Origin of the sequence: Mesorhizobium sp. B2-5-11 (assembly GCF_006440835.1) — a bacterium.
Classification (GTDB): domain Bacteria; phylum Pseudomonadota; class Alphaproteobacteria; order Rhizobiales; family Rhizobiaceae; genus Mesorhizobium.
On sequence record NZ_VFUK01000005.1, the window covers coordinates 294,616 to 307,093 of the forward strand.

11 protein-coding genes and 1 pseudogene are annotated in these 12,478 nt (G+C 63.3%); 3 read left to right on the top strand and 9 right to left on the bottom strand.

Annotated features, from left to right (window positions below; translation table 11 throughout):
- The first annotated feature begins 33 nt into the window (after positions 1–33).
- Positions 34–957: a metallophosphoesterase gene (locus FJ490_RS18055; RefSeq protein ID WP_140639857.1), complete on the top strand. Its 924-nt coding sequence runs from the start codon at positions 34–36 to the stop codon at positions 955–957.
- On the opposite strand, the gene FJ490_RS18060 is transcribed toward FJ490_RS18055, so the two are convergent.
- From FJ490_RS18060 to leuA, 4 genes are all read right to left on the bottom strand, one after another.
- Complete coding sequence (locus tag FJ490_RS18060; RefSeq protein WP_140496090.1) at positions 941–1,558, bottom strand: hypothetical protein; 618 nt, start codon at positions 1,556–1,558, stop codon at positions 941–943. The genes FJ490_RS18055 and FJ490_RS18060 overlap by 17 nt on opposite strands.
- 110 nt (positions 1,559–1,668) lie before the next feature.
- Positions 1,669–2,472, bottom strand: coding sequence for an alpha/beta fold hydrolase (locus tag FJ490_RS18065; RefSeq protein WP_140518309.1), 804 nt, complete (start codon positions 2,470–2,472; stop codon positions 1,669–1,671).
- Positions 2,473–2,801: 329 nt separating this feature from the next.
- The gene (locus FJ490_RS18070; protein WP_140728532.1) at positions 2,802–4,577 is read right to left on the bottom strand and encodes a hypothetical protein; all 1,776 of its coding nucleotides are present in this window, start codon (positions 4,575–4,577) and stop codon (positions 2,802–2,804) included.
- A gap of 182 nt (positions 4,578–4,759) precedes the next feature.
- Positions 4,760–6,496, bottom strand: a complete 1,737-nt coding sequence (gene leuA, locus FJ490_RS18075) for a 2-isopropylmalate synthase (protein WP_140631775.1) — start codon at positions 6,494–6,496, stop codon at positions 4,760–4,762.
- Between the two features lie 541 nt (positions 6,497–7,037).
- Between leuA and FJ490_RS18085 the strand changes: the two genes are divergently transcribed.
- Entirely contained in the window at positions 7,038–8,114 is a 1,077-nt protein-coding gene (locus tag FJ490_RS18085) for a siderophore-interacting protein (protein WP_140496086.1), read from the top strand.
- Between the two features lie 40 nt (positions 8,115–8,154).
- Here FJ490_RS18085 and FJ490_RS18090 read toward each other — a convergent pair whose 3' ends face one another.
- From FJ490_RS18090 to FJ490_RS18110, 5 genes and pseudogenes are all read right to left on the bottom strand, one after another.
- Positions 8,155–9,258, bottom strand: a complete 1,104-nt coding sequence (locus tag FJ490_RS18090) for an AbrB family transcriptional regulator (RefSeq protein WP_140728533.1) — start codon at positions 9,256–9,258, stop codon at positions 8,155–8,157.
- A 62-nt stretch (positions 9,259–9,320) separates the two neighbouring features.
- A pseudogene (locus FJ490_RS18095) lies at positions 9,321–9,578 on the bottom strand (type II toxin-antitoxin system prevent-host-death family antitoxin).
- A 5-nt stretch (positions 9,579–9,583) separates the two neighbouring features.
- Entirely contained in the window at positions 9,584–9,892 is a 309-nt protein-coding gene (locus FJ490_RS18100; RefSeq protein WP_140496083.1) for a putative quinol monooxygenase, read from the bottom strand.
- A gap of 63 nt (positions 9,893–9,955) precedes the next feature.
- Positions 9,956–10,747, bottom strand: coding sequence for an SDR family oxidoreductase (locus FJ490_RS18105; protein WP_140672479.1), 792 nt, complete (start codon positions 10,745–10,747; stop codon positions 9,956–9,958).
- A gap of 67 nt (positions 10,748–10,814) precedes the next feature.
- Positions 10,815–11,252, bottom strand: coding sequence for a DsrE family protein (locus tag FJ490_RS18110; protein WP_140524937.1), 438 nt, complete (start codon positions 11,250–11,252; stop codon positions 10,815–10,817).
- Between the two features lie 103 nt (positions 11,253–11,355).
- Between FJ490_RS18110 and FJ490_RS18115 the strand changes: the two genes are divergently transcribed.
- On the top strand, positions 11,356–12,447 hold the full coding sequence (locus FJ490_RS18115; RefSeq protein ID WP_140728534.1) for a hypothetical protein: 1,092 nt from the start codon (positions 11,356–11,358) through the stop codon (positions 12,445–12,447).
- Positions 12,448–12,478 lie beyond the last annotated feature (31 nt).

A 12,478-nucleotide genomic window follows, 5' to 3' on the forward strand; every position in this document is an offset into this window, starting at 1 on the left:
GAAAGCCGCGTGCGCGTCGCCTATGAAGGAGAAATGTTCAGGCTCGCACATATTTCCGATATCCATTTGGGGCCACTCCCTGAAGTAACCTATCGCGATCTCGCCTCCAAGCGGGTGCTGGGCTACGTCAACTGGCAGCGCAACCGTCGCCGGCACATGCACGATGCCGTCATCGACACCATCGTGGCCGATATCAAGGCCAGCGCGCCCGATCACCTCGCGGTCACCGGGGACCTCGTCAACCTGGCACTCGACGGCGAGATCGAGATGGCCAAGCACTGGCTGGAGACGCTCGGCTCGCCGCATGACGTGTCGGTGGTGCCGGGAAATCACGATGCCTATGTGCCTGGCGCCTTCGACAAGGTGTGCCGGTCCTGGGCGGCATGGATGACGGGCGACGGCGTCAACAGTCCGGTCGATCGCAATTCGTTTCCCTATCTGCGCGTGCGCGGCAATGTCGCGTTGATCGGCATCACCACGGCGCGTGCGACGGCACCTTTCATGGCCAACGGCTTCTTCATGGAAGGCCAGGCCGAGCGGCTGCGCAAAATGCTCGATGCGACGGCGAAGCAAGGGTTGTTCCGTGCGATCATGATCCATCATCCGCCGGTGCGGGGCGCCGTCCCGCAGCACAAGCGGCTGTTCGGCATCGCCCGCTTCCACAAAATCATTCGCCGGCACGGTGCCGAGCTCGTCCTGCATGGCCATTCACATCTGCCGTCGCTGTTTCAGATCGGCCCGCGCGACGCCAAGGTCCCGGTGGTTGGCGTCGCCGCGGCCGGCCAGGCTCCCGGCGGCAAGCCTCCGGCGGCGCAGTACAATCTGTTCGACATAGACGGTGAAAAAGGCGATTGGCGCATCCGCCTGACGCGGCGCGGCTTGACGGGGCCGGCGATACCACCTTCGGATCTGCAGACGCTCGAGCTCGGGGCGCAACCGGCTATGGCCGCAAGCTGAGCCCCAGCGCCACGATACGGTCCCAGAACAGCACGATCGAAACCGCCAGTCCCACCAGCGCGCCTGCGGCGATCAGGCCAAGGCCGGACAGGACGGCCGACCAGCCCTTGCTGCGCGGCGGCGATCGCAAAGGCGGCTCGGCTTCCGGCACCACGTGCCGCTTCATCCCGGGAACGGCAGCCTCGACGCCACCCTCCATCATTCTCTGACGTTCGACGATCCGCTCGGCGACATAGCGCGTCACGGAATCGGCAACCGGCTTCATCTCGCTCGATTCGGCCAGCACCACACGGCCGATGCGGGTGTCCTTCAGGAAACGGTAGGTGCGGCGGTCGCGTCCCATGGCGACATGGCTGACGGCGTCGATCCACAGGCGCGGCTGCAGACCGGACGAGACGACGAAGTCGAAACTGTCCATGTCGGCGGGAACGTCGGCAAAAACGGGCGCGAGTTCGGTGGCAAGAAGGTCGAGCCGCATGCGATGCGCCTCGCGCATGTCGACGACGACGTCGTCGCGATCGGCAAAGGCATTCTTTACATCGCGAATGGCATCGGACAATTTTCTCGACGGGTCGATGATCTTTTCGCCTGCATCCTTCATGGGCGTGGCCTCGCGGGTTTGGTTAACATGGAGTTAACACAGCCGCCGGCAAAATGCACTGGCGAGATCAATGCATCAAGGGTCGCCGTTGGCGGCGCAGACGGAAGAAGTCAGCTGGCCGCGGCGGACAGTTTCACCCGTTGCGGCCCGACGCGGCGATTGCTGTTGCGGCGAATGATCTCGGCGATCAGGTCGGGCGCTTCCTCGGCCAGCATATGGCCGGCCTCCAGCACATGGTGCACATGGAAGCGCTCCGGCGGGTCATCCACTTGGGTAAAGGGTAGAACGGCGTCATCCGATCCCCACGCCACCATCACCGGCATGTTCAGCGCATCGAGCCGCTCGCGCGGGATGACGCCCTGTCGATCGCTCCTGGTCATGGCGGCCGCGATCTCGACGAGCTTTTCGGTTTGTCCGGGGCGGCCGCGCATTTCGCACAGCAATTCGGCCATGCGACGCGAGGGCGCGGCTCGAGGGCCGGACATTTCGGCGAGGCAGGCCTGGACTTCGGCCAGGTCCTGCGCGCGGGCAAAGCGGCGCAACAACGGTCCATTGATTTCGGGGCCAAAACCGCCCGGCGCCAGGAGCGTCAGCGAGGCGACTTTTGCCGGCTCCGCCAACGCCATCAGCGCTGCAACCGCGCCGCCCATCGAATGGCCGACGAGGTGGACGCGCTTGATCGCGCGTGCGGAGAGGTCGGCAAGGATGGCGTTTGCCGCGACCTTGGCCGGTCCGGCCGACGGAAAGTCGAGCGACAGGCCGTGTCCCGGCAGATCATAGGCCAATGTGCGTACGGAAGGCGGCAGCAAGGAGATCACCTCGCGCCAGACATCGTGGCTGCCGCCAAAACCATGCAGCAGGACGATGGTCTTCGAACCCACACCCCGTTCGTCGGCATAAAGTGATGAAGTCATGAAAGATTGAGGCTTTATTCGAGAAGGCGCGATGGAAATGTGGCTGAATTGCTCCTAGTCCAGAGCGTTCGCCAGTAAAATTTTCGCGATTAGGCGATTGGCCGAACAGCGAGCCGGCTGCTGGTGGATGCCGCTCCCAAAAGCGACCTCGATTTGGGCGAACGACACGCACGAGCAAAAAGACCTAAGGCGTGTCGCATGAATCCGTTTCGACGCGAAACGCTTTTGGGCCTTTCATTATTCGATGGACTCGCTGTCCGCTTGAAGTCCTCATTTTCACGCAACTCCGGAAGGGAACCCGGCACTAGCTGCCCTGGAATGGCTCACATCTAGCTCGCGTTGAAGAGCCCGGCGGCACGCAAGGCGTCGACCAGCCGCTCGGTCAGATCGGCGGGATATTTTCTGTCGATGAAGGTTGCGCGCGGATTGGCGGCGAATTTCGGAAATTCGGTTATCAGCTCATCAAGCAGCCTGCGTGCCTGGTTGTCCCGACCGGCGATCTTGGCGCCGATCAGACGGGCGGCGAGATAGTGCGATTTCGCCGCAGTGGTTCTCAGAGCGCTGCTGGCTATCGCTGCCTTGCTGGTATCGCCCAGCATTAATTCTCCGGCGAAAAGCCCAAAGTCCCACCAGGTCGGGTGGCCGCTCGAGGCATCCACGGCATGCGCCAGAAGAGGTGTTCCTTCGGCGTACCGGCCGGCGAAAACCAGCCCGTAGCCATAGGCGGCGGCCATGGCGAGATCGTAGGGGTTAAGATCATGGGCCTTCCGCATCCATCGCAGGGCCTCGTCGGCATTGCCGAGGCGCGAATTGATGTAGCCGTAGGAGCGATGTGCGTACGGGCTGGTCGGCCCCATCTGCACGGCGCGATGGGCAAACGTCATCGCCTTCTCGATCGTTGCGTCCGGCGGGTAGGCGTAGTGGTCGGTCACGGCCTCCAAATGCAATGAGGCGAGTTCCGAATAAACCAGTGACGATTTCGCGCCACTGTTGGCAAGGGCTTCGAGGCAACGATAGGCGGTCTCGTGAGTCCTGGCGTTCTGGTCGAGATAGTACTTGTCGTTGAGCAGCAGGCACTGCGTCAGGCCGGTCTCCGCGCCGGACTGCTCGATGTAATTGTAGATGGTGCCAGAAGCGGGAAGTGCTGCACTGAGAATGCCGGATATGCGATCCTCGACTACGGTTGGTGCGCTGTCGGCGGCGGTCAGGTTGCGCGACAACAGCACCCGTCCGGACGCCAAGCTTTGCAGTTCGATGGTAACGTCGCCCGCATCTGGTCCAGGCAGGATATCGAAAATGAAACTCGTCGCATCGGCGACCGGATCGGCTTTGTTGACGGTGTTGCGACCGATGAAGTCGATCGTATCAAAGCTGCTCAGGCCGGCACGCAGCGATGCGGCGACGCGACTGGCATTGGGAGTGTTGGCCCTGAGGGCGATGTAGACGAGCGGCAGCGCTTCGACCATGGGCGACGGCGTGATGCTGCCGGTTTCGCCGGCGGTCTCGAACGTTGCCGGGATGTCGCCTCCCGCCAGCAAGGCACCGCCGCCCTGGCGCAGGATCAGAACGCCCAACATGGCGATAACCACGGCGATCGCGATCCAGAAGAACCTGAGATGGCGCGTCACCGAGAGGCCCGCCGCAGGAACCTGGCCGAGCAAGGCCGCCATGGGTGCGGCATCATCGGCGGCACCGGACTGTTCGGGCAGGCTGGCTGTCGGCTCTGCGTGACTGGCGGCTTCCGCTGCTTGCGGCAGGCGGATGGCATTGAGTTCGTAGGCCGGGACGTAACCGCCGCGCGGAATGGCTATGCGGACCGGCTCGGCAATGCCTTCATTGGCGAAATAATGTTGCAGCAGTTCGCGCAGGCGGCCCGCCTGCACCCGCACGACGGCATCGGTGGACGGATCGAAATCGCCGTCCTTGCCGAAAACATCCATGGCGATGGAAAAGCCCTTGAGCCTGTCGGCTTCCCCGGCCTGCTCGCGCTCGACGAGATAGCGAAGCAATTTGCGCGCGCGCTCGGATCTCCCGAACGTTTCGCTGGCAAGCAGTCGCTCCAGTGTCTCGCGCACTGCGGGGGCGGCAGGCGTGGCATGCTGCAAGTGTCGATCCTCTCGAAGTCGGCACAGGTTGAGGCGCGATCATATCGTTGCCGCACCACCGTACAAGCATACACGTATTATGCGATCGCGTACCACACCGGATAATTTCCCGGTGGTTAATGACACAAAAGTCGGGACCAATCGCTAAACGACGATGGTCCCGAATTCGTTCCAAGCCTGTATCAACCGGCTCTTTTGCCGATAATCCGGTTGGCGGCGGACACCACGGCCTCCAGCGAGGCAGCGACGATGTTGGTGTTGATGCCTGCGCCGAACAGCTTGCCGTCAGGATGTTCCATCTCGACATAGGAAATGGCCGAGGCGTTCGAACCGCGCTGCATCGAGTGCTCGGAATAGTCGAGCACCGACATATCGACGCCGACATGGCGCGACAGCGCATCGACGAAGCCGTCGATCGGGCCTGTGCCTGTGCCTGATATCGTCATCTCCTTGCCGTCGTCGATAATGACCGCCTCGACAACGCGCCGGCCCTTTACCTCGGTGTCCGGATAGGTGTGGTGATCGAGGAATTTCAGCCTGGCGCCCGGCTGGTCGACATAGGTATCGAGGAAGCGCTCATAGATGCGCCTGGCCGGCACTTCCTTGCCTTCGGCATCGGTGATCGCCTGGATTGCCTGGCTAAACTCGATCTGCAGGTTGCGCGGCAGGTTGAGCCCGTAATCCGCCTGCAGCACATAGGCGATGCCGCCCTTGCCGGACTGCGAGTTGATGCGGATGATGGCTTCGTAGCTGCGGCCGACGTCGGCCGGGTCAATCGGCAGATAGGGAACCTCCCACACTGGCGTGTTGGCCTTCTTCAGCGCCTTCATACCCTTGTTGATGGCATCCTGGTGCGAGCCGGAAAAGGCGGTGTAGACGAGTTCGCCCACATAGGGATGGCGCTCGGGAATCTTCAGCTGGTTCGAATATTCGTAGACATCCTTCATCCGGTTGATGTCGGAGCAGTCCAGCTTCGGATCGACGCCTTGCGTGTACATGTTGAGCGCCAGCGTGACGATGTCGACATTGCCGGTGCGCTCGCCATTGCCGAACAGCGTGCCTTCGACGCGATCGGCGCCGGCCATCAGGCCGAGCTCGGTGGTGGCGACGCCGGTGCCACGGTCATTATGCGGGTGCAGCGAAATGATCAGGTTCTCGCGCCTGTCGAGATTGCGGCACATCCACTCGATGCGGTCGGCATAGATATTGGGCGTCGACATCTCGACGGTCGACGGCAGGTTGATGATGAGTTTGTTGTCAGGCGTCGGCTTCACGATCTCGGTGACCGCGTTGCAGATCTCCAGCGCCACCTCGAGTTCGGTGCCGGTGAAGCTTTCGGGCGAGTATTCGAAACGGTAGCCGCCGCCGGCACCCGCTGCCATGTCGGTGATCATCTTGGCGGCATCGGTGGCGATGCGCTTGATGCCGGCAACGTCCTTCTCGAAGACGACGCGGCGCTGCAACTCGCTGGTCGAATTGTAGAAATGCACGATCGGGTTGGTGGCGCCTCTGAGCGCTTCGAAGGTGCGGGTGATCAGTTCGGGCCGGCACTGCACCAGCACCTGCAGCGAAACGTCGGCCGGTACGCTGCCCTCTTCGATGCACCAGCGGGCGAAGTCGAAATCGGTCTGCGAGGCCGAAGGGAAACCGATCTCGATCTCCTTGAAACCCATGTCGAGCAGCAGCGCGAACATGCGCGCCTTGCGTTCGTGGCCCATCGGGTCGATCAGCGCCTGGTTGCCGTCGCGCAGGTCGACCGAGCACCAGATTGGCGTCTTGTCGATCACTTTCGAGGGCCAGGTCCGGTCGGTGAGGCCGACGATTGGGTAGGGTTGGTACTTGCGGGCGGCGTCCGGCATGCCGCCGTTCTGCTGGCCCGCCGGGGCCTCGCTTACGCGGATTTCTTCTCGTGCGTTCATCGTCGTTTCTCCCGGCGACCCTCGAATCCGCCTTCAGGCGGATGGGTGGCGAGTGGCGCCTTTACCAGTTTTTCGTTCGCTTGATGTGACTGCCAAGGAGCATGCGCTTGCGCGGCGGCTCGACCGCCGGGCGCTCCTTCAGCGAACCCGGCGATCGCCGATAAGGCCGAGAAGAAGCAGCGTCGAGGCAAGCGCGCGCACGGTCTCGCCGGCAAAGCCGGTCTGACGGGAAGCGGTGGTGGCGCGCGTGTTCATGGCGGTTTTCATACAGGAGCGGCCAGCCGGAGGCAAGCCGTACCGAAAGCCATGCCGACAGTCGGGCGCGTGCCGGGCCACGTTCCGTCTGACGTCGTCGCCGACGTGCGTGCCCTTCCAACAGGCCGAGGCCGGACCTGGCCGCCAACGGGACGTAGCGGTTCAATATATAAGATGACCTATGTATTCAAGTTTCTGTGGAAACTTCGGAACGTCTATGGCATGCCGCTGCCGGCGCGGCCCTCCTGCGGCCGATTGCTTCAAACCGTTTCGAAAGACGCGAACGATGGACCAACTGCGAGCGCAAACCCGGATCAGCGATGCGGCGATCAGGTCGGTGATGGACCGGCTGCGCACCGAGCACAGCGAATTCGAGGTCGAGACCGGTGTTGCCGATCGATGGGAACTTCGCCTGTACTACGGTTCGCTGAGCGCGGCACTCGAGGGCGACTCCATGCTGATCCGCGTCTCGGCCGTAGACGAAACCTGCCTGTCCTACATGAAGATGACGGTCGCCGGCCACGTCGCGCAGCACCTTGGAACGACGAGCGGACTGCGCTGGCAAGGCGACGGCAGCGACACCGGCACCCCACTCTTCTTCCGCGAAATCACGGTTGTGTCGTCAACGCGGATTTCTCCGCATATGCAGCGCCTGCGCTTTGCAGGCGATGATCTTGGCCGGTTTACTCATGGCGGCCTGCACATCCGGCTGCTGCTGCCGCCGCGGGGCAGGCCGCCCGTTTGGCCCTCGATGGGCGCCGACGGCCTGCTTGTGTGGCCTGCCGGTGAGGATGCGCTCACCGTGCGCATCTACACGATCCGGGCGGTGGATCCGACAAGCGGTTGGCTCGATGTCGATTTCGTGCTGCACCCCGGCTATGACACGCCCGCCGCCACATTCGCGCAGAACGCGGTGGCGGGAGACGTCATCGGCATGATCGGGCCAAGCGGCGGCGAGACGCCGACGGCGCCGACCCTGCTGCTGGTCGGCGACGACACAGCGCTGCCGGCAATTGGCCGGATTCTGGAGGAACTGCGGCCGTCAACCCGCGTCGAGGCGCTCATCGAGGTCGATGGCCCGGACGACCGCATCGCGCTGGCGCAAGGCGACAACATCGAAATCACCTGGCTTTACCGGCACGACCGCGCGGCCGGCACCGCCGGCCTGCTGGCGGCCGCCCTGCGCGAGCGCAGCCACATGGCGCTTGCCGATAGCCTCTACGTCTGGGCCGGATGCGAGTTCACCGACTTCCGCGAGATCCGCAAGATCGTGCGCAAGGAGTGGGGCCTGGGCCGCGACCGGCACCTGGTAACGGCCTATTGGCGTCGCGACGCGCAGGCCGAGGGCGACGACGAGGATTAGGATCGATCCATAAGTATGCCGGCAGCCGGGGCGGAGCAGCCTATTCCTTCACCGCGCGCGCTACCAGCCGCGCGATGCTCGGGCCGACAAGCAGCACGATCAGGAAACGCGCCGACTGGAGCGCCATGATGAAGGAGATGTCGACGTTCTGGGCGGCGGCGGCGATGATGGCGACGCTGTCCATGCCGCCGGGGCTGGTCGCGAGATAGGCGGTCAGCGGATCGATGCCGAGCAGATGGCTGATCATGAAGGCGAGGCCGCCGCAAAAGGCGATCAGAGCCACGATCGAAGCGACGATCTGCGGCAGGGCCGGTGTCGCATGGCGCAGGATCGGCCTGGTGAAGTTCAGCCCGATCGACCATCCGACCATGGCGTAACTGACAGCCAGCAGCCAGGGCGGCAATTGCATCGGCACGCCGAGGCCAAGGTGGATCAACGCGCCGAAGATGAAGGTGCCCAGAAAGGAGGGCGAAGGCAGCCGGCAAAGCTTTCCCGCCAGCCCGCCGACCAGCGCGATGCCAATGGTTGCTGCTAAGGCTTGAGCATCGATCGGCGGAAACCAGATAATCGGCGGGATTTCGACGCCTGACGTTTCGACCCACATCTTGGCGACAATGGCCGCCGTCATCGAGACGAAGATGACACGCAGATACTGCATGAAGGCGACGAGGCGCTGGTCGGCGCCAAAGGCGCCGGCCATCAGCACCATTGCGGTGGCCGCGCCTGGGGAGGATCCCCAGACGGCGGTCGTGCCGGGCAAGATGCGCCACCGGCTGATCAGCCAGCCGAGCAGGCTGGACGCCGCGACGGTGGCTGTCACTGCGCCGAGGAACAGCGGCCATTCGGCGTAGAAGACGCGAAAAATGTCGGCCGAGATCGAAGCGGCGATGAGGCAGCCGACGATCGCCTGGGCGGAGCCGAACAGAAGCCGCGGCACGCGCACGGTGGCGCCGTTGGTGCCGGCGACGATGGCCGCCAGCATCGGCCCGATGAGCAGCGCCGCCGGCAGCGCGGCCAGTTCGAGCGCACCGGCAAACAGCACGGAAATGACGAGGAGGGCCAGCCATTGCCAAGGCTTGCGCATGCGCGCCATGCGCTCGACGGCCGGCTGGCCAGGAGACGGCTGCTTGGGCGAGGAATCCATGTTCTGGTCTTAGACTGAGCGGTAAGGGATGCGAACCCCCGCTGCATCGAAAAGCGGTCGCCTCAGATGTCTGTGCCGAACAGTTGCTCGATTTCTCCACCGCTCATGCGATCGAAACGGTCGGACACCGAAAACTGACCAGCCATAAAGCCAACCCGTCGCGATTATACCGGCACCGATTGATCCATAGGAATGACCTTGACCAATGACTTGCCAGCCTTGGCGATCATGAAAGGTTCGCCGTTGGCGGCTCGCTGAACGAGACGTGAAAGATTGGCCTTCGCATCGCTAATGTTTACGATCTGCGTCGAGTCGTCCACCCGGATCAGCCCGTCTTGTCGTCAGCCAATCCAAAGCCGCCGACGGGGTTGGTTTCCACCTGGAACTCGAAGCCGGCGATGAAGGGCCTCGCTTTGGCGATGGCCGCCTGGACTTCGGGAAGCTGCAGCGAGGCTTTGTGGCTTGCCTGGTCAGTCCACACTTCTGTGACCCAGATGGCATCGGCATCGGCCGGGTCGGTGGCAACGATATAGCTCAGGCAGCCGGGCAGGGCGCCGGTGCTGGCGCGCAGGACGTCCATGACAGCGTCGCGCTGGCCGCGGGCCGCCCGCATCTTGCCGATCAGACCGTACATCCCTTCGTCTCCCTTCAGCGTTTTCGACAAGAGTATACCGTTCGTCAGTATGCAGGTCGCGGCTCAAGGCATCAACTGGCCACCATTCACCTCGATCACCTGGCCGGTGATGTAGCCGCTCAACAGATCGGAGGAGAGGAACAGATAAGCACCGACGCAATCTTCAGCCGTGCCGGCGCGCCCCTGCGGAATGGTGGCAACCATGCCCCTGATCTGCTCTTCGGTCGAGTAGCGTTCGTGGAACGGCGTGAGAATGGTGCCGGGTGCCACCGCGTTGACGCGAATGCCGAAGCCGATCAGTTCCTTGGCCATGCCGCGCGTGACGTTGGAGACGAAAGCCTTGGCCGAGCCGTAAAGCCCGGCGCCACCGCCGGCGCCGTTGCGGGCGGCGATCGAGGAGGTGTTGACGATGAAGCCGCCTTGTCTCTTCAGCCACGGCATCGCCTTGCGCGAGGCGGTCAGCACCGAACGCGCGTTGAGATCCATCACCGCGTCGTAATGCGCCTCTGTCTGCTCGGCGTAGGGCACGCGGCCGAGCATCCCGCCGGCATTGTTGACCAGCCCGTCGAGGCGGCCGAAATGCTGCGCGCTGTCCTCGACGACGCGTTCGACGTCGGCGGCCAGGGAAAAATCGCCCTGGACGAGAAGCACCTCGCCGCCATTGTCGCGAATGGCCTTGCCAAGTTTCTCGGCGGCGTCACGGCTGGAATTGTAGTGCAGTGCGACCAGACATTTCTGCGTCGCATAAGCCAACGCGAGTGCCGCGCCGATGCCGGTCGAGGCGCCGGTGACCAGCACCGCCTTGCCGGCGAGATCGGGAATGACAAGCCCGAGGGGAGTGGTTGTCGCTGGCACTGTCGTTTCTCCGGGATTTCGCGGTTCTTAGCTGGTCTTGCTACCCTTGCATTCAGTCCATGCAGCTTCAAGGCCTGAGATAGGCATAGCCCTGGCTTTGCAGTTCGGCGAGCTTGACGACGCCGCCACTGTCGGCCGCATGAAAACCGTCGAGCAGGTCGGCGAGCGAAATATCCATGCCGTGCATGGTGTTGGCGCAGGCATGCGGATCGAGCCCTTGCTGGACGAGACCGGTGAAACGACCGGAGATCGCCGCCGATATGCCCTTCGACTTGAAACCGGCAAGAGCCGGACCATGGACGACCAGCGCGATATCGACATTGCCGCCGGTGCCTTCGTAATGATTCTTGATGTTGCCCAGCACGAAATTGACCTTGTCGAGGTCACTGAGATGATAGGCGACCTTCAATCTCGTGGCCTCGGTGGCCGCGGCTTGCGCCACCCGCAGTCCAATCAGCGTGCCGGCTCCGACGAGAATCGCGCGGAACATGTCGCGTCGACGCATGGCGATGGTTCCCCCCGGGTTGAAAGATGGCAGCGAATTGCGTGGCCGCGGCGCCGAGTGTAGCATAAATCGGCGTCGCGTCCTGCCGATGCGGAGGGGTCACATGGCGTTCGAACGGAGACTGGCAAGCGTCCTGTCCGGAGCGGCCTTGTTGGGCCTGCTGGGCGCGACGGCTTCCGCCGACGAGGCGGCCAAGCTCACCGAACTCAGTCCCAACGGTCAGGACGCCTGTTTCGGCCGCATCTACGATGCCAAGCACCTCGAGGCGCATCCGGAGCAGAAGGTGGCCCGGATCTTCTTCTACTACGGCCATGATCCCGTCAGCAGGCCGAACGAGGAACCGGCCGCGAATGCCGACACGTCCTACAATGGCTTCGTCATCACCACGGTGCGTGGCGCCAAGGCTCCGGAATGGGCCGGCGGCTGGTGTAGTCACCAATCCGAGGATGGCGCATCAAACCCGATCCATTGCGGCATGGAATGCGACCGCACGCTGGCGTCGCTGAAAGTCGACGACAAGGGCCGGCTGATCCTTTCGGACCTGCAGCCCGATATCTATCTCGATGCCGGTTCCGAGGAGGAACTCGGCACGACTGAATACAATAGGCAGGCGCTGGGCTCGCAGGACGACAATTTCCGCCTCGACCCGATGCCGGCAGCGACCTGCAAGGCGGAGTTCGCCCGCATCGACCCGATCGACCCGGCGATGGGTCCGCCGCTGCGCGACCGGCTGAAGCCCGACCAGGCCTTCTGCTACGGACGCGACTACGATGCCGCGCATTTCGGTTCGCATCCCGACCAACTGACGCAGTCGATCCGCGTGTTCCGTGGGCCGGTCGAACTGGCTTCATTCGCGGCGGGCGGCGACCTTGCCAATTGGCCTGACGGCGCCGACATCGCCGTTTCGGTCACGACGCGGCAAAAGTCGGGCAAGGTCACGCAGGCGTATTCCTGCCAGGGCGAGGCCGACCAGTGGCGCTGCACGGCGAGTTCGAAGATGAGCGATTTCTCCTGCGATATCACGCAGAAGGAGATTTTCCTCAAGCGCGGCGCCAACGGCATGATGATGCTGGCCAATACCAACAACAGCCTGGCAATCGTCGATTTCTGTTCACAGGCAGCCGACGGCAAGACGAAGTCGGACGATAAGATCTACCGGCTGGAACCGATGCCGCAATCGGCTTGCGCGCCTTGAGCAGAGCCTTGTTTAGGTCAGCACGAAGGGA

Bases quoted from the DNA above. Each gene is read 5' to 3' on its own strand.
- leuA (WP_140631775.1), bottom strand. From the start codon at position 6,496: ATGAACGCACGAGAAGAAATCCGCGTAAGCGAGGCCCCGGCGGGCCAG.
- FJ490_RS18055 (WP_140639857.1), top strand. From the start codon at position 34: ATGTTCAGGCTCGCACATATTTCCGATATCCATTTGGGGCCACTCCCT.
- FJ490_RS18115 (WP_140728534.1), top strand. From the start codon at position 11,356: ATGGCGTTCGAACGGAGACTGGCAAGCGTCCTGTCCGGAGCGGCCTTG.
- FJ490_RS18085 (WP_140496086.1), top strand. From the start codon at position 7,038: ATGGACCAACTGCGAGCGCAAACCCGGATCAGCGATGCGGCGATCAGG.
- FJ490_RS18090 (WP_140728533.1), bottom strand. From the start codon at position 9,258: ATGGATTCCTCGCCCAAGCAGCCGTCTCCTGGCCAGCCGGCCGTCGAG.
- FJ490_RS18110 (WP_140524937.1), bottom strand. From the start codon at position 11,252: ATGCGTCGACGCGACATGTTCCGCGCGATTCTCGTCGGAGCCGGCACG.
- FJ490_RS18100 (WP_140496083.1), bottom strand. From the start codon at position 9,892: ATGTACGGTCTGATCGGCAAGATGCGGGCGGCCCGCGGCCAGCGCGAC.
- FJ490_RS18060 (WP_140496090.1), bottom strand. From the start codon at position 1,558: ATGAAGGATGCAGGCGAAAAGATCATCGACCCGTCGAGAAAATTGTCC.
- FJ490_RS18065 (WP_140518309.1), bottom strand. From the start codon at position 2,472: ATGACTTCATCACTTTATGCCGACGAACGGGGTGTGGGTTCGAAGACC.